This is a genomic window from Herbiconiux sp. L3-i23, assembly GCF_023734115.1.
Taxonomy (GTDB): domain Bacteria; phylum Actinomycetota; class Actinomycetes; order Actinomycetales; family Microbacteriaceae; genus Naasia.
Genome location: NZ_AP025737.1, coordinates 649,580 through 665,630 on the forward strand (window position 1 = coordinate 649,580; position 16,051 = coordinate 665,630).

Sequence of the window (16,051 nt, forward strand, 5' to 3'; positions counted from 1 at the left end):
TGCTGCGAGCGAAGGGGAGGAACTGGAGCGCTCGCGACAACACTCCGCGCTCGCGGGGGCAGGGGAGCTGTAGGGGATCGACAACGGAGTCGACTGCCCGTGTCGAAGACCTCCAGAATGCGGTCATGGCCACAGTCGACCGTGCGCAGAAGCCGTCATTCACCAAATCGCTCTTCCACGGGCAGGTGGCGAGTGAACTCGTCATGCCCTTCCCGCTCCAGCACGGCGAGGACAAGGCGAAGACGGAACGCCTGGCCGCCGCCGCGCGCGAGTACCTGACCACCTCGTACGACCCCGCGAGGGCCGAGGAGGAGCGCTGGGTGGGCGACGACACCATCCGCGATCTCGGGGAGCTCGGGCTGCTCGGCCTCTTCGTCGACGAGAAGTACGGCGGCCAGGGCCTCAGCCAGTCGGGATACTGCCGCGTCATGGAGGAGTTCGGTCGCGTCGACGGCACCCTCTCGGTCGTGATGGGTGTGCACCAGTCGATCGGCACGAAGCCGTTGTTCCTCTACGGCACCGACGAGCAGAAGGAGCGGTGGCTGCCCGACCTCGCCGCCGGCCGCAAGCTCGCCGCGTTCGTGCTCACCGAGCCGAACGTCGGATCCGACGCCTACAACCTCGAGACCCGCGCCGAGCGGCAGAGCGACGGCAGCTGGATCCTGAACGGCGAGAAGCGGTGGATCGGCAACGGCGACCGCGACGTGCTCACCGTCTTCGCCCGCAGCGAGCTCGGCCATGTCGCCCTCATCGTCGAAGGCGGATCGGAGGGGCTCGAGACCGGACCCCGTTTCGACACGCTCGGCCTGCGCGCCAACCGGCTGCAGCGCGTCCGATTCAACAACGTGCGGGTGCCCGCGGAGAACCTCCTCGGCGAGCCCGGCGACGGTTTCCGCATCGCGATGAACACCCTCAACAACGGGCGCATGTCGATGGGGACGTCGATCACCGGCGGCATGAAGCGCTTCCAGCAGCTCGCGATCGAGCACACCAGCACGCGTCGCCAGTTCGACCGGGAGCTGATCGACTTCGAGATGGTCGAAGACAAGATCGCGTGGATCCAGACGCAGATCTACGGCCTCGAATCGATGAGCTACCTCACCACAGGACTCGTCGATCGGGGCGACGCCGACTTCGCGCTGGAATCGGCGATGACGAAGGTGACCGCGAGCGACGTCGGATGGTACGCCCTCAACCGTGCTTTCCAGCTGCACGGCGGAACCGCGTACATGAACGACCATCCGCTCGCGAAGGCGCTGCGCGACTTCCGCATCTTTCCGATCTTCGAGGGCGCGAACGACGTGATGCGGGCGTTCACCGCGTTGAACGGCCTGAAGGCGCTGTCGGAGCGCCTGCCCGATGTGAAGAGCATCAGCGTCAGCGACCCCGCGAAGGCGATCGGCGTGCTCGCGCCGTACGTGCGCGAGCGGGTGAGCCAGCGTCTGCGACCGGAGAAGCTCGAGGGTGCGCACGAGTCGCTGAGCCGTCAGGTCGGCACCATCGGGGAGCAGGCGGCGCGTCTGCGCGGCGCCGCGGAAGGGGCGCTTCGCAAGTACGGGTCGAAGGTGCAGGAGAAGCAGCTCGTGCAGAAGCGGCTCGCCGACGCGGCGGCCGGAATCTACGCGCAGGTGGCGACGGTGTCCCGCTGCTCGGCAGTCATCGAGCGCGATGGGCAACTCGCCAGCGAGGCGGAGCGCACGGTCGCGATCAACTTCTGCAAGAGCCAGGCCCGCGCCGTGAACCGGTCGTTCCGGGCACTGGAGGTCAACGACGACAAGTACACCCACCAGATCGGCCGCGCGGCCCGCTCCGGCTACCCCTTCGCCCTCTAGATCCGATTGGGCCCCACGCGGCACGCTTGCCGCGAGGGGTGCGGGCACGAACGCACGTTCCGGACCGCACGTGTGCCCGGAACGTGCGTTCTCGTGCAGAGCGAGAAGAAGCCTGCGCAGGAGATGGCATGCAGTTGGGCGCAGGCCGTTGCTGAGTCGCCCGGACCGCAGCCTTCCCGAGCGCCCGACGAGAACGCACGTTCCGGGCATGTGCGCCCGCCGGAACGTGCGTTTGTGCCCGCAATATCGGATCTCGGGGGAGGGTCGGAGGGGGGCCGTATATTCGTCGGGTGGCCGTCGCACCTCTCGAGCGCAAGCTCGCCGATCTCCTCGGCGGGCGCACGGCGAGCGTCCTGGAGAAGGCGTTCGGCATGGTCACCGCCGGCGACCTGCTCACCCACTACCCGCGCCGCTACGCCAAGCGGGGCGAGCTGACCTCGCTCGCCGAGCTGCCCGAGGGTGAGAACGTCACCATCGTCGCCGAGGTGCGTCGCGCCACCGAGCGCAAGATGCAGTCGCGCCGCGGCTCGGTGCTCGAGGTCGTCATCTCCGACGGCAACGGCATGCTCACCCTCACCTTCTTCAACCAGGCGTGGCGCGAGAAGGACCTCCGACCGGGTGTGCGGGGCATCTTCGCCGGCAAGGTCGGCCGCTACCGCGGTCTCGCGCAGCTGGCGCACCCCGACTACGAGCTCTTCCCCGACGATGCGGCGCCCCTCGCGGGCGGCATCGCGAAGGAGTGGACCGACGCACCGGTGCCGATCTACCCGGCGACGAGCACGATGCCGAGCTGGAAGATCCAACAGGCGGTCGAGCTGGTGCTCGACGCCGTCGGCAGGGTCGACGATCCGGTGCCCGACGACGTGCGTCGTGAGCGCGGCCTCGTCTCTTATGCGGCAGCACTGAACGGCATCCACCATCCGGCGAAAGACGTCGACTGGAAGCGGGCGCGCGACGCGTTGCGCTTCCAGGAGGCCTTCGTGCTGCAGACGGCCCTGCTCGAACAGCGCATGGCGGCCCGCTCCGTGCCCACCACCTCGCGCCGCGCGATCGGGGGCGCCGACCGGGAGCGCTTCGACGACGCACTGCCGTTCGACCTGACGCTTGACCAGCAGCGTGTCGGCGAGGAGATCGCCCGCGACCTCGAAGCCGAGTTCCCGATGAATCGCCTGGTGCAGGGCGAGGTCGGATCGGGCAAGACCCTGGTGGCGCTTCGGGCGATGCTGCAGGTCTCCGACGCGGGCGGGCAGGCCGCGCTGCTCGCCCCCACCGAGGTGCTCGCCGCGCAGCACCTGCGTTCGATCGTCCGCTCCCTCGGGCCCGACCTCGCCGCAAAACTCATGCCGACCCTCATCACCGGGCAGATGTCGACCGCCGAGCGCAAGAAGGCGCTGCTGCGGGTCGTGACCGGGCAGGCGCGCATCGTCGTCGGCACCCACGCGCTGATGGGCGACAAGGTCACCTTCTTCGACCTCGGCCTCGTCGTCGTCGATGAGCAGCACCGCTTCGGCGTCGAGCAGCGCGAGGCGCTGCGGGCGAAGGGCAGCACCCCGCCGCACGTGCTGGTGCTCACGGCGACGCCCATCCCGCGGACCGTCGCGATGACGGTGTTCGGCGACCTCGACGTGTCGGTCATCCGCGAGTTGCCGGTCGGCCGCGCGGGTATCGAGAGCTTCGTCGTCGCGCTCGCCGATCATCCCGGCTGGATCAACCGGGCGTGGCAGCGCGCCGCGGAGGAGATCGAGAAGGGGCGTCAGGTGTTCGTCGTCTGCCCCGCCATCGACGACGTCTCGGTCGAGGCCGACACCGACCTCGTCGACGACGAGCCCGCCGACGGCGACGCGAGACCCGCTCCGCGCGCGTCGGTCGAGGCGACCATGAAGCTGCTCCCGCAGGTCGAGGCCCTGAAGGGGCGACGGATCGCCGCACTGCACGGGCGCATGTCGGCGGACGAGAAGGACGACATCATGCGCGCCTTCGCCGCCGGTTCGATCGACATGCTCGTCTCGACGACCGTCATCGAGGTGGGGGTCGACGTGCCCAACGCGTCGATGATGATCGTGCTCGACGCCGACCGCTTCGGCGTCTCGCAGCTGCATCAGTTGCGAGGCCGCGTCGGCCGCGGCGGGCTGCCGGGGCTCTGTCTGCTGGTGACCACCTCGCCTGCCGAGAGCGTCGCGCGCGAGCGGGTCGACGTGGTGGCCTCGACCACCGACGGTTTCGACCTCGCGCAGGCCGACCTCGAGCTGCGCCGCGAGGGGGACGTGCTGGGCACCTCGCAGTCGGGCGGTCGGTCGTCTCTGCGTCTGCTGCGGGTCGTCGCCGACGCGGAACTGATCGGCGAGGCGAGGGAGGCCGCGTCGTCGCTGCTCGACTCCGATCCGATCCTCGCGAGCCATCCGGCGCTGCGCGGCGCCATCGAACGACGTCTCGACGATCAGTCGCGCGAGTTCCTCGCGAAGAACTAGACCGGCGCACCTCGTCCGGTGCTCATCGTGTCGAATCGTGACGGGACGCCAGCCATTGCTCGACGCGCCGACGAGGCGGACGTATAGCCTGGAGGCATGACCAGGATCGCCGTCGTTCCCGGGTCGTTCGACCCGGTCACCCTCGGACACCTCGACGTGATCGAACGGGCGGCGAACCTGTTCGACGAGCTGCATGTGCTCGTCGTGCACAACCCCGACAAGTCGGCGCTGCTGCCGATCGGCCAGCGGGTCGACCTGCTCGAGACGGCCATCGCCGACGCGGGTCTTCCGCGCACGGTGCGGGTCGCGTCGTGGAGCGTCGGGCTGCTCGTCGACTACTGCACCGATGTCGGCGCGAGCGTGCTGGTGAAGGGCATCCGCTCGCAGGTCGACGTGGCCTACGAGACGCCCATGGCGATCGTCAACCGCAACCTCGCTCGCGTCGAGACCGTGTTCCTGCTTCCCGACCCCGCGCACGCGCATGTGTCCAGTTCGCTGGTGCGGCAGGTGGCGGCGCTCGGCGGCGACGTGGCGCCGTACGTCCCACGAGTCGTGGCCGAATACCTTCAGCCGAGCACGTCGGCGAGCCTGCGTCCCGGCTCCGACTGACCGACGCGATCGACGTGACTCGGTCCGCGCGCAAGCGACCCGCGCTGACCGAATCAAGGAAAAAGCAAGGCCTAGTCACATGTTCATGGGGATCGGGGCCCGTTCTCGCGGGAATCTCCTTGATTCGGTCAGTGACACCCGGGAGCAGCCGTGATGGCTGACCACGTGCAGGACATTCTGCGCGGCCGGGCCCAAAACGGGCCCGAATCGGACCTCCGGCGTCTGTTTCTCCTGCATTTGGTCAGTGGGCACCTGGGTCAGTCGGTAGTGGCTGACCGAATGCAGGAGATTCTGCGCGATCAGGCCCCAAACGTGCCCGAAGCGGACCTCCGGCGTCGATTTCTCCTGCATTTGGTCTGCGGTGGGTGGGGGAGGAGTTCCTGCGGGCCGGCCGTGCAGATGCTGTACGTCGGGTTCTCGGCCGGGTGGCAGGATTGAGGGGTGACGAAGCTGAGCATCGGGTACGCCGCGATGCTCGAGCGGTTCGCGCCGCGGGAGGCGGTCGAGCTCGCCGAGCATGCCGAGCGGTCGGGCTTCGTCGGCGCGATGGCCTCCGATCACTTCCAGCCCTGGACCCCCACCCAAGGGCAGAGCTCGTTCGTCTGGAACGTGCTCACCGCGATCGCCGAGCGCACCACCGGCGACGTCGGCACCGGTGCGACCGCGCCCACGTTCCGCATGCACCCGGCGGTGGTCGCGCAGGCGTCCGCCACGCTCGCCGCCATGTACCCGGGGCGCCACTGGCTGGGGCTCGCCGCCGGGGATGCGCTCAACGAGCACGTCGTCGGCCAGTACTGGCCCGAAGCGCCCGAGCGCATCAACCGGCTCTTCGAGGCGATCGAGATCATCCAGAAGCTGTTCACCGGATCGCGGGCCGGACGCGACGTGAAGTACTCGGGGCAGTTCTTCAAGCTCGAATCGTCGCGGCTCTGGACGATGCCCGACGAGGCGCCACCGATCATCGTCGCCACCGCGGGACCCGTCACGGCGAAGCGGGCCGGCAAGCATGTCGACGGCATCATGACCGTCGGAGCCCCGATCGACCGGGTCGCAGCCCTGTTCGCCCGCTTCGACGAGGGGTTGCGCGAAAGCGGACGGCAGAGCTCCGCCACGTCCAAGGTGCTGCAACTGCACCTGTCATGGGCTCCGACCGACGAAGAGGCGCTCGCGAACGCCATGCGCGAGTGGCCGGTCGGCGCGATGCGATTCGGTCGCAGCGACATCCGATCGCCGTTCGAGTTCGAGCAGCTGGCACGCCTGGTGCGCCCCGAGGACTTCGAGGGACGCGTGATCGTCTCGAGCGACCCCGATGTGCACCGGGCCGCCATCCAGCGCTACGCCGACCTCGGTGCCGACCGCATCTACCTGCACAACGCCGGACGCGATCAACGCGCCTTCCTCGACGTGTTCGCCCGGGACGTCCTGCCGAAGGTGAGGAGGTAGACGATGGCCGAACGATTCAGCGTGTGGTCGGTCGCCGGCATCCCCGAGGTCGCGCCTGGCGACGACCTCGTCGCGCTCCTCGGCGACGCCGTCGCCGACGACATCGCGGACGGCGACATCCTCGTGATCAGCAGCAAGATCGTCTCCAAGGCGGAAGGGCGCCTCGTGCCCGCGGCCGACCGGGAGCAGGCCATCACCGATGAGACGGTGCGCGTCGTCGCCACCCGCGCCTACCCGGGTGGGGTCACGCGGATCGTCGAGAACCATCTCGGCATCGTCCAGGCCGCCGCGGGCGTCGACGCCAGCAACGTGCCGGACGGCCAGGTGCTGCTGCTTCCGCTCGACCCCGACGCGTCGGCGCGGGCGATCGCCGAGGGGATCGGCGCCCGGCTCGGCGTCTCGGTCGGCGTCATCGTCTCCGACACCCTCGGTCGCGCGTGGCGGGTCGGCCAGACGGATGCGGCCATCGGCGCCGCCCGAGTGCGCGTGCTCGACGACCTCCGCGGACGCACCGACGCCGACGGACGCGAGCTGAGCGTCACGATGCCCGCCGTCGCCGATGAGATCGCCGCCGCGGCCGACCTCGTCAAGGAGAAGGCCGCAGGCAGGCCCGTCGCCGTCGTCCGCGGACTCGGCCACCTCGTCTCCGCCCCCGACGCCGACGACGAACCCGGAGCGCGCAGCCTCGTGCGCGTCGGCGAGCAGGACATGTTCCGCCTCGGCAGCGACGAGGCGTACGACGAGGGGTACCGCGACGGCTACGACGCCGGCACCGCGGAGGCGAGCGCCGATGACGACGACCGCGACTAGTCACCCTGACACGACCCGATGATCACGAGGAGAGAGACACCATGACGCTTCCGCTGAAGCTCGGTTACAAGGCATCCGCCGAGCAGTTCGCGCCCCGCGAGCTGGTCGAACTCGCCGTCGAGGCCGAGGCCCACGGCTTCGAGAGCGCGACGGTGAGCGACCACTTCCAGCCGTGGCGGCACGAGGGCGGGCATGCGCCGTTCTCGCTCGCGTGGCTCGCCGCGGTGGGGGAGCGCACGAGCACCATTCAGCTCGGCACCTCGGTGCTCACCCCCACCTTCCGCTACAACCCGGCCGTCATCGCCCACGCGTTCGCGACGCTCGGGTCGCTATACCCGGGTCGCATCATGCTCGGCGTCGGCACCGGTGAGGCTCTCAACGAGATCGCGACCGGCTTCCGCGGCGCGGGAGAGCAGGACTGGCCCGAGTTCAAGGAGCGCTTCGCGCGCCTGCGTGAGAGCGTCAAGCTCATGCGCGAACTCTGGACGGGTGAGCGCGTCAACTTCGAGGGTGACTACTACAGCACGCACGACGCGAGCATCTACGACCGCCCCGAGGGCGGTATCCCGATCTACATCGCGGCGGGTGGACCGGTCGTCGCGAAGTACGCGGGTCGCGCGGGTGACGGCTTCATCTGCACCTCGGGCAAGGGCGCCGAACTCTATGTGGACAAGCTGCTGCCCGCCGTCGAGGAGGGCGCCGAGGCCGCCGGGCGCGACCCCGGCACGATCGACCGCATGATCGAGATCAAGCTGTCGTACGACACCGACTACGACCAGGCGCTCGAGAACACCCGCTTCTGGTCGCCGTTGTCGCTCTCGCCCGAGCAGAAGCACTCGATCAAGGACCCGATCGAGATGGAGAAGGCGGCCGATGCGCTGCCGATCGAGCAGATCGCCTCTCGCTGGATCGTCGGCAACGACCCGGACGAGGTCGCCGCCCGCATCGGCGAGTACATCGACTGGGGCTTCACCCATCTCGTCTTCCACGCACCCGGGCACGACCAGCGTCGATTCATGGAACTGTTCGAGCGGGACCTCGCGCCGCGACTGCGTCAGCGGGGCTGATCGCCGTGATCACCGCTCTCAGAGCGCCCGACAGCACGCTCCAGTTCCTCGGGGACGGGTATCGCTTCGTGTCGAAGAACGCCGACCGGTTGGGCGTCGACGCGTTCCGCACCCGCATCGCCCTCCGCCCCGTCCTCTGCCTCCGTGGCGGGGAGGCCGCCCGGTTCTTCTACGAGGGCGGGCGGTTCGACCGGGCGCATGCGATGCCGCCGACGGTCGTGCATCTGCTTCAGGACCGCGGCAGCGTGCAGACCCTCGAAGACGGCGCCCACGCGAAGCGCAAGACGGGGTTCGTCGAACTGCTCGAAGGCTCCGCCGAGGCGCGGCTGTCCGGCATCGCGCAGAGCGCCTTCAGCGAGGCGCTGCTCGAGTGGCGCGGGGCGGGACTGATCCGGCTCCGGGACGTGCTGCCCGACCTGTTCGCGGGGATCGCGATGCGCTTCGCCGGCATCCCCAAGCATCGGATGCAGCGCGAGGAGCGCGGCCCCGAGCTCTGGGCGATGGTCGAGAACGCCGGATCCTTCGGGGTCGGGACCGTGTCGGCGCTGGCGCGCCGGCGGCGCACGGAGAAGTGGGCTCGGGAGCTCATCGACGACGTGCGTGCCGGACGCGAGGCCGCCGTCGAGGGCACGCCCCTCGCTGCGGTGTCGGAGTGGCGGGAAGCCGACGGCGAACTACTCGACTCGAGAACCGCGGCCGTCGAGCTGCTGAACCTGCTGCGCCCCACCGTGGCCGTCGCGCTCTTCGCGGAGTTCGCGGCGCTCGCGCTGATCCGCACACCGCACCTGCTCGACGCCTTCCGGTCGGGAAACCTCGCGCTGCTCGACGGTTTCGTGCACGAGGTGCGCCGCCGCACCCCGTTCTTCCCGGTGATCGCCGGCCGCGCGCGCACCGACCTCGACTGGCGGGGCGACACCGTGCCGCAGGGCACCTGGACGATGCTCGACCTCTACGGCACGAACCACGACGCGAGGCTGTGGCCGTCGCCGATGTCGTTCGATCCGACCCGCTACTCGCGCGGCGCGGGGGATGCCCGACACATCGTCGCGCAGGGGGCAGGCGATTACACGGCCGACCACCGCTGCCCCGGCGAGCCCGCGACCGAGGCGCTGCTGCAGGTGTTCGTGACGCTGCTGTCGCGGGTGCCCTGGTCGGCGGCGCTCGACCAGGATCTTGCCGTGCGGTTCGACCGGATGCCCGCCGAGATCAGGAGCGGAGTGGTGCTGCGCTTCCGGTGAGCACCGCGCGCGTGTGCGCGCCGAGCCGAGACGGATCGATCCCCTCGAGGTGCGACAGGGCATCCACGTCGCGGCGCAGCCCCGATTCGGCGGGGACGAAGATCTCCCGGTAGCCGACCGCCTCGTGCAGCACGCGCGAGTCGCTGCCGAACCGCGGAACGTGGCGGGTGCCTTCCCGCGCGGTCGTCAGCACCGTGCCCGAGCCGTCCGCGTCGGGAACCAGCGCCCGCTCGAATCCTCGGGCGGCGAGCAGGGCGGCAGCCAGTTCCCCGGAGGTGAGCGCGGGCACGTCGCCGAGGAGCACCGCGGTGTCCGCCCGAGCGTCGGGGACCGTTTCGAGACCCGCCCGGATGGCGGCGTTCAGTCCGCGGCCCGGGTCGGCGACGATGCGCGCGGCGGGGAACATCCGGCGTGCGTCCTCGACGTCGGCGCAGACGACGATCACCTCGCCGACGTCGGCGGTGGCGACGACCGCAGCGACGGCGTCCTGAGCGAATGCCCAGGCGAACCGGGCGCGGCGAGGGTCGTCTCCGAGACGCGACTTGCCGGCGGCGCCCTTGACGGGCACGACGACCGACCAGCGTCCCGCGGTCATCGGTGCACGCCGGCGAGGTCGAGGGCCGCGGCCGCGATGGCCGCCGACGTGTCGGCGTCGCGCATCAACAGGGGCAGCGACGACACCGCGATTTCGGACGCCGCGACCGCTGCCATGGACTCCGCGTCGCGGTCGTCGACGAGCCAGCCGTCGAGCAGCCCGCCGCGCCCGCGTCGGCCGTAATGCTCCGCGACCGCGGCGGCCGAGGTCTCCACGCCGATGGCGGCGAGACACGCGTCCGCCATGCCGCGCACGACGGCGCCGCCGATGATCGGGGAGACGCCCACGATCGGGGCGGACGCGCCGGTGACGGCCTGGCGGAGGCCCGGAATCCCCAGCACGGTGCCGATCGACACGACCGGGTTCGACGGGGCGAGCAGGATGGCGTCGGCCGACGCGATCGCGTCGAGCACTCCGGGAGCCGGCTGCGCGGCCTCGACGCCGCGCTGGACGAAGGCCCGCGCGGGCAGGGCGGCCCGGTACCGCGTCCACCACTCCTGGAAGTGCAGCTCGCGATCGACGTCTCCGTCGCGGACCCGCACGTGCGTTTCGACCTCGTCATCGGTCGCCGGCAGCAGTCGGACCCCGCCGAGATCCCATCGGCGGGTGAGGCGTTCGACCGCCGCGCTCAGCCGAAGACCGTCGCGCAGCCACGAGGTGCGGGCGATATGGGTGCCGAGATCGAGGTCGCCGAGAGTGAACCACGGCCAGCCGACCCCGTACTCGCGCAGCTCGGCGCTGACCCGCTCGCTCTCGCCCAGTCGCCCCCACCCGCGCTGCTCGTCGTTCACGCCCGCGAGGGTGTACATGATCGAGTCGAGGTCGGGGGTGATGCGCAGCCCCGCGAGCCAGGCGTCGTCACCGGTATTCACGATGGCGGCGATGGCCGCCGTCGTACCGCCGGAGCCGTCGGGGAAGCGACGCCTCGCCTCTTCGCGCACCCCGCGCAGGAAGCGGGCGCCGCCGACGCCGCCGGCAAGCACCACGATGCGGGTCATCGCGTCCCTCTCATCGGATTCCCCTTCATCGGATCTCGGAGAACGCGAGCACGGGAGCGCCCGTCGTCGGATGGGTGAGCACGGTCGTCTCGACGCCGTACAGCGCCGACACGAGCTCCGCCGTGAGGACCTCGGTGGTCGGCCCGGCCGCGACGACGCGCCCCTCCGAGAGCATGACGACACGGTCGGCCCAGGCGGCGGTGAGGCCGAGGTCGTGGAGGGCGGCGAGCACGGCGCGGCCGCTTCTCGCCAGGTCGCGGAGGACGCGCAGGGTGGCGAGCTGGGCGGCGATGTCGAGGTGGTTGGTTGGTTCGTCGAGCACCAGGAGGGGCGTCTGCTGGGCGAGCGCCTTCGCGAGCATGACCCGTTGACGTTCGCCGCCCGAGAGGGTCGGCACGAGACGTGACGCGAACCGGGTCGTATCCGTGATCGCCATGGCGTCCGCGATCGCGTCGGCCGAACCGGCGTCGTCGCCGCCGAACAGGCCCTCGTGCGGGAGACGTCCGAGCCCGATGACATCGGCGACGGTGAGGTCGAGCTCGGTCGTGGCGTCCTGCTCGACGAGCGCGGCGAGTCGTGCCCTGCGACGACGGGGCGCGGCGAGCAGGTCGTGCTCGCCGACCCGCACGGACCCCGATGAGGGCACGTCGACGGCGGAGAGCGCGCGCAGCAGCGTGGACTTGCCCGCCCCGTTCGGCCCGACGACGGCGGTCAGCGATCCGGCGGGTGCGACGATGTCGACGCCGTCGATGAGGAGCCGGCCTCCGCCGCGGACGACGACCCGGCGGCCGTCGAGGCCGGTCACGATCGCCGCCGACGGATCAGCAGGGCTGCGAAGACCGGGGCGCCGACAATCGCGGTGACGATGCCGACGGGCAGCTCCCGCGGGTCGAACAGCGAACGGGCGATCGTGTCGGCCCAGATGAGGAACACGGCGCCGACCAGGGCCGACAGCGGTAGCAGGGCGCGGTGGCGGGGCCCAGTGAGCAGACGTACCGCGTGCGGCACGACGAGGCCGACGAAGCCGATCGAGCCGCTCACCGACACCATCGCGCCGGTCAGCAGGGCCGTCGCGACGAGCAGGACCCACCTCGTCCGAGACGGGTCGACACCGACGCCCGCGGCGGCGGTGTCGCCGAACGCGAAGGCGTCGAGCACACGCGAGCGGGCGAGGATCGGGACCCCGACGATGACGAGGGCCGCGACCGAGATGGCGACGGCCTCCCACCGCGCCCCCGCGACCGAGCCGAGGAGCCAGCTGAGGATCTCGCGGTAGCTGTCGCCGGTCGCCGTCCAGAAGATGGCGAGGCTGGTGACGGCGCTCGCGAGGGCCGACACCGCGATGCCGGCGAGCACCATGCTCGTCGGCGTGATCCGCCCCGCGGCGCGCGCGATCGTGATCGTGGCGACGAGTGCCACGAGGGCACCGCCGAACGCGGCGACCGGCAGCAGTACCCCGAGCCCGAGCAGCAGCACCGCGACCGCGCCGAGGGACGCTCCCGACGACAGGCCGAGCAGGTACGGATCGGCCAGGGAGTTGCGGGTGAGCGCCTGCATCACGGTGCCGCTGAGCGCGAGCCCGGCGCCGACCGCCGCGGCGGTGAGGATGCGGGGGAGGCGCAGCTCCCACACGATGCCATCGCGCAGCGGGGACAGCGGCGTGCTGCCGACACCGAGATGGGAGGCGATCGACGCCCAGACATCGCCGAACCGGATCTCGGCCGGCCCGACGGTCGCCGCGAGGCCGACCGAGACGATCAGCAGCACCGAGGCGATGAGACCGAGTCCGATCCGCACGCCTCGGCCCCGGCCGAGCGCGACGGCGCGGACCGTCGGCAGGGTGCGGTCGGAGGTCGTCATGGTCTCAACCGAGGTCCAGAGCAGCGAGCTGGGCGGCGAGGTCGACCGCGGCCGGGGCGCTGCGGACGCCCGCCTCGCCGGCGGCGAAGGGGACGACGAGATAGCGCCCGTTCTTCACCGCGTCGAGTCCGGCGGTCGCAGGACTCGATTCGAGGCGCTCGATCTTGGAGGCCGCGGTGTTCCAGGTGGCGTCCACGAGCACGATGACGTCGGGATCGGCGTCGACGACGGCCTCCCAGCTGTACGAGGTCCACGTGTCGCGCACGTCGCCTGCGATGTTGCGCAGGCCGACGGCGTCGAGCAGCAGCTGCGGATTGCCGATCCCGGCGCCGACGTACGGGGTGTCGGTGCCCGAGGAGTACCAGAGTGCGCTGAGCCCGCTCTCGTCGGGCACGATCGCGTCGAGCTGGGCGCGCTGGTCGGCGATGAGCGCGTCGGCGGCGTCCTCCGCCTCGAAGATGGAGCCCACCTCGGCGATCTCGTCGAAGAGCCCGTCCCAGGTCAGCGGGTCGGGCTGGTATCCCGACTCCTTGCACGCCGACGGCGACACGTACGTGGCGATGCCGAGCGAGGCGAGCTCGTCGCGCTCACCGGCGCCATCAGCCGAGAAGTTCGATTCCCAGCCGCCGTAGACGAGGTCGGGTTCGAGGTCGAGCACCGCCTCCTCGGAGGGGACCTGGTCCGAGATCGAGAGAAGATCGGCCCCGTCCTCCGCCAGGTCGTAGGGAAGCGGGCCGTCCTGGAAGGCGGTGCCGATGATCCGGTCGCCGAGCCCCAGAGCGAGCAGCATCTCGGTGGAGGTCGACTTGATCGTCACCACCCGTTCGGGCGCCCCGTCGAAGGAGACGTCGGTTCCGCAGTTGTCGACGGTGATGCTCGCGGCGGCGGAGGCGTCGTCGGTCGCGGAGGCGTCGGCCGCGGAGCCGGCGGAACTGCACGAGGCGAGGAGGGCGACGGCGGCGGCCGAGGCGACGAGGGGAAGGGCGAGGCGCGAACGCATGGAGCTCCAGGGCAGGAAGGAAGGGGCGGGTGCGGCGAACGATGCCGCGGTACGCAACCTGTCGACTCACAGCCCGAGCCGACGCACCGAGCCAGATCCTGCACGGGGGTCGCTTCCCAGCCTACCGGCTCCGACCGGCCGCGCTCGCCCGGAAGCGGTTTAGGTTAGGGGCATGCCAGCCGTCGCTCTCGGGATGCCGCTCTCGGCGCAGCGGCGTCTCGCGCCGTCCGTCGAGGGACGCCCCGACACCGACGGGTTGATCGACCGGTTCGGTCGGGTCGCACGCGATCTGCGGGTGTCGATCACCGAGAAGTGCTCGCTGCGCTGCACCTACTGCATGCCGGCCGAGGGCCTGCCGCTGATCGCGCGGGAGGATCAGCTGACCGCGGCAGAGATCGGCCGGCTCGTGGGTCTCGCCTGGACGCGGCTCGGCGTCACCGAGGTGCGGTTCACCGGAGGCGAGCCGCTGCTGCGCAACGATCTCGCCGACATCATCCGTCTCTCGAAGGCCGCGGCGCCCGGCATCGGCATCGCGATGACGACCAACGGCATCGGCCTCGACAAGCGTCTGCCGGCTCTGCTCGACGCGGGTCTCGAGCGGGTCAACGTGAGTCTCGACACGATCGACCGGGACCATTTCGCCCGGCTCACCCGTCGCGACCGCCTCGACGCCGTGTTCGCCGGCATCCGCGCCGCCCACGACGCCGGCATCGCACCGCTCAAGCTCAACGCGGTGCTGTTGCGCGAGACCCTCGCCGGAGCGACCGACCTGCTCGCTTGGGCGATCGCGAACGACTGCCGGTTGCGGTTCATCGAGCAGATGCCGCTCGACGCCGATGCGACCTGGCGCCGCGAGAACCTGGTCGACGCCGCCGAACTGCTCGACGTGCTCCGCACCCGCTTCGCGCTCGAACCCCTTCCGCGCGACGACCCCTCGTCGCCCGCCGAGGAGTGGCTCGTCGACGGCGGCCCCGACACGGTCGGCATCATCGCGTCGGTCACCCGATCGTTCTGCGAGGCGTGCGATCGCACCCGCCTCACCTCCGAGGGAACCGTGCGCTCGTGCCTCTTCGGAGACGACGAGACCGACCTGCGCGCCCTGCTGCGCGGCGGGGCCGACGACGAGCAGATCGCGACGCTCTGGCGGGCGGCGATGTGGAACAAGCAGGCGGGTCACGGTATGGACAGGGCCGACTTCTCGCGCCCGCTGCGGAGCATGGGAGCGATCGGTGGCTGAACTCCGTATCCGGTACTTCGCGGCCGCCGCGGAGATCGCCGGGGTCGAAGAGGAGACGGTGACGACGTCGGCGTCGACGGCGGGCGAGCTCAAGCGCGAACTGCGCGAACGGTTCGGCGGCGGGATGGACCGGGTGCTCCGCGGCGGTTCCCTGTTGGTCGACGGAGTGGTGCGCCGCGACGACGCCGTCGCACTCGGTGCGACCGTCGACGTGCTCCCCGCCTTCTCCGGCGGCTGAGCCGCGTTCACCCACTTGGCACCGCACTCCCAGGTTCCCTGCATGCGATGAGCCGGTGCCACCCACCGGCGCGGGGCAGGGTGAGGCCATGACAACTGGAAGCACCCTCTCCCGAAGCATGCACGACCTCGGACTCGCCGCCTGGTTCGGTGGGTCACTGATGGGCGCGGTCGGCCTGAACGGCGGCGCCGCGACCGCGAACGACCCGAAGGAACGTCTCAGCATCTCGTCGGCCGGCTGGACGAAATGGGCTCCTGCGCAATTCGCCGCGATCGGCGCGCACATCGTCGGCAGCGCCGGGATGCTCGTCGGCGACGCCGGGCGCGTCACGATCCAGAAGGAGACCCGAGGCATCGTCGTGCTGAAGACCGTGCTCACCCTCGCCGCAGGAGGCGCGTCGCTGTACTCGGCGGTCGTGGGCCGGAAGCAGTCCGAGCACTCCGACGAGGGGGCCAAGGGCGCGACCGAAGCGGCCGGATGGGAGTCGTCCGGTCTCGCCGCGGCCCAGAAGCAGCAGAAGATCCTGCAGTGGGTGGTCCCCGCCATCACCGGCGTGCTCATCGTGCTCGCGGCGCAGCAGGGCGAGGCGCAGCGACCCAAGAAGGGACTCTCCGCGCTGCTCGCGAAGAAGGGGCTGCTTCAGGGGAACTGACGCT

Annotated in this window: 15 protein-coding genes; 10 read left to right on the forward strand and 5 right to left on the reverse strand. The window is 70.8% G+C overall.

Annotated elements, in window-relative coordinates; all coding sequences use genetic code 11:
- The first annotated feature begins 125 nt into the window (after positions 1 to 125).
- The 7 genes from NGH83_RS03070 to NGH83_RS03100 all read left to right on the forward strand — a co-directional run bounded on the left by NGH83_RS03070 (position 126) and on the right by NGH83_RS03100 (position 9,467).
- Positions 126 to 1,832 carry an acyl-CoA dehydrogenase family protein gene (locus NGH83_RS03070; protein WP_251857602.1) on the forward strand — a complete coding sequence of 569 codons (1,707 nt, stop codon included), beginning with the start codon at positions 126 to 128 and terminating at the stop codon, positions 1,830 to 1,832.
- A 290-nt stretch (positions 1,833 to 2,122) separates the two neighbouring features.
- The gene (locus tag NGH83_RS03075; protein ID WP_251857603.1) at positions 2,123 to 4,300 is read left to right on the forward strand and encodes an ATP-dependent DNA helicase RecG; all 2,178 of its coding nucleotides are present in this window, start codon (positions 2,123 to 2,125) and stop codon (positions 4,298 to 4,300) included.
- Positions 4,301 to 4,396: 96 nt separating this feature from the next.
- Complete coding sequence (coaD, locus tag NGH83_RS03080) at positions 4,397 to 4,909, forward strand: pantetheine-phosphate adenylyltransferase (protein ID WP_251857604.1); 513 nt, start codon at positions 4,397 to 4,399, stop codon at positions 4,907 to 4,909.
- A gap of 441 nt (positions 4,910 to 5,350) precedes the next feature.
- Positions 5,351 to 6,352: a TIGR03557 family F420-dependent LLM class oxidoreductase gene (locus tag NGH83_RS03085; protein ID WP_256470117.1), complete on the forward strand. Its 1,002-nt coding sequence runs from the start codon at positions 5,351 to 5,353 to the stop codon at positions 6,350 to 6,352.
- A 3-nt stretch (positions 6,353 to 6,355) separates the two neighbouring features.
- Positions 6,356 to 7,162 (forward strand): coenzyme F420-0:L-glutamate ligase, encoded by an 807-nt coding sequence (locus tag NGH83_RS03090; protein ID WP_251857605.1) that lies wholly within the window; start codon positions 6,356 to 6,358, stop codon positions 7,160 to 7,162.
- 41 nt (positions 7,163 to 7,203) lie between these two features.
- Entirely contained in the window at positions 7,204 to 8,229 is a 1,026-nt protein-coding gene (gene fgd / locus NGH83_RS03095; RefSeq protein ID WP_251857606.1) for a glucose-6-phosphate dehydrogenase (coenzyme-F420), read from the forward strand.
- Between the two features lie 5 nt (positions 8,230 to 8,234).
- On the forward strand, positions 8,235 to 9,467 hold the full coding sequence (locus NGH83_RS03100) for a cytochrome P450 (RefSeq protein ID WP_251857607.1): 1,233 nt from the start codon (positions 8,235 to 8,237) through the stop codon (positions 9,465 to 9,467).
- Here the strand turns inward: NGH83_RS03100 and cofC are convergent.
- From cofC to NGH83_RS03125, 5 genes are read right to left on the reverse strand one after another with little or no spacing between them, the layout of a single operon-like run.
- Positions 9,436 to 10,062, reverse strand: coding sequence for a 2-phospho-L-lactate guanylyltransferase (gene cofC, locus NGH83_RS03105; protein WP_251857608.1), 627 nt, complete (start codon positions 10,060 to 10,062; stop codon positions 9,436 to 9,438). The genes NGH83_RS03100 and cofC overlap by 32 nt on opposite strands.
- Complete coding sequence (cofD, locus tag NGH83_RS03110; RefSeq protein ID WP_251857609.1) at positions 10,059 to 11,060, reverse strand: 2-phospho-L-lactate transferase; 1,002 nt, start codon at positions 11,058 to 11,060, stop codon at positions 10,059 to 10,061. The genes cofC and cofD overlap by 4 nt, the downstream gene beginning before the upstream one ends.
- Positions 11,061 to 11,085: 25 nt before the next feature.
- Positions 11,086 to 11,865: an ABC transporter ATP-binding protein gene (locus NGH83_RS03115; protein ID WP_371872737.1), complete on the reverse strand. Its 780-nt coding sequence runs from the start codon at positions 11,863 to 11,865 to the stop codon at positions 11,086 to 11,088.
- On the reverse strand, positions 11,862 to 12,920 hold the full coding sequence (locus NGH83_RS03120) for a putative F420-0 ABC transporter permease subunit (RefSeq protein ID WP_251857610.1): 1,059 nt from the start codon (positions 12,918 to 12,920) through the stop codon (positions 11,862 to 11,864). Before NGH83_RS03120 ends, NGH83_RS03115 begins: the two co-directional genes overlap by 4 nt.
- Before the next feature lie 4 nt (positions 12,921 to 12,924).
- A complete protein-coding gene (locus NGH83_RS03125) occupies positions 12,925 to 13,920 on the reverse strand; it encodes a putative F420-0 ABC transporter substrate-binding protein (RefSeq protein WP_251857611.1) in 996 nt (331 codons plus the stop codon).
- 172 nt (positions 13,921 to 14,092) lie between these two features.
- On the opposite strand from NGH83_RS03125, the gene moaA reads away from it, so the two are divergent.
- The 3 genes from moaA to NGH83_RS03140 all read left to right on the forward strand — a co-directional run bounded on the left by moaA (position 14,093) and on the right by NGH83_RS03140 (position 16,047).
- The gene (gene moaA, locus NGH83_RS03130; RefSeq protein WP_251857612.1) at positions 14,093 to 15,157 is read left to right on the forward strand and encodes a GTP 3',8-cyclase MoaA; all 1,065 of its coding nucleotides are present in this window, start codon (positions 14,093 to 14,095) and stop codon (positions 15,155 to 15,157) included.
- Positions 15,150 to 15,395: a MoaD/ThiS family protein gene (locus tag NGH83_RS03135; RefSeq protein ID WP_251857613.1), complete on the forward strand. Its 246-nt coding sequence runs from the start codon at positions 15,150 to 15,152 to the stop codon at positions 15,393 to 15,395. Before moaA ends, NGH83_RS03135 begins: the two co-directional genes overlap by 8 nt.
- A gap of 88 nt (positions 15,396 to 15,483) precedes the next feature.
- Positions 15,484 to 16,047 (forward strand): hypothetical protein, encoded by a 564-nt coding sequence (locus NGH83_RS03140; protein WP_251857614.1) that lies wholly within the window; start codon positions 15,484 to 15,486, stop codon positions 16,045 to 16,047.
- Positions 16,048 to 16,051 lie beyond the last annotated feature (4 nt).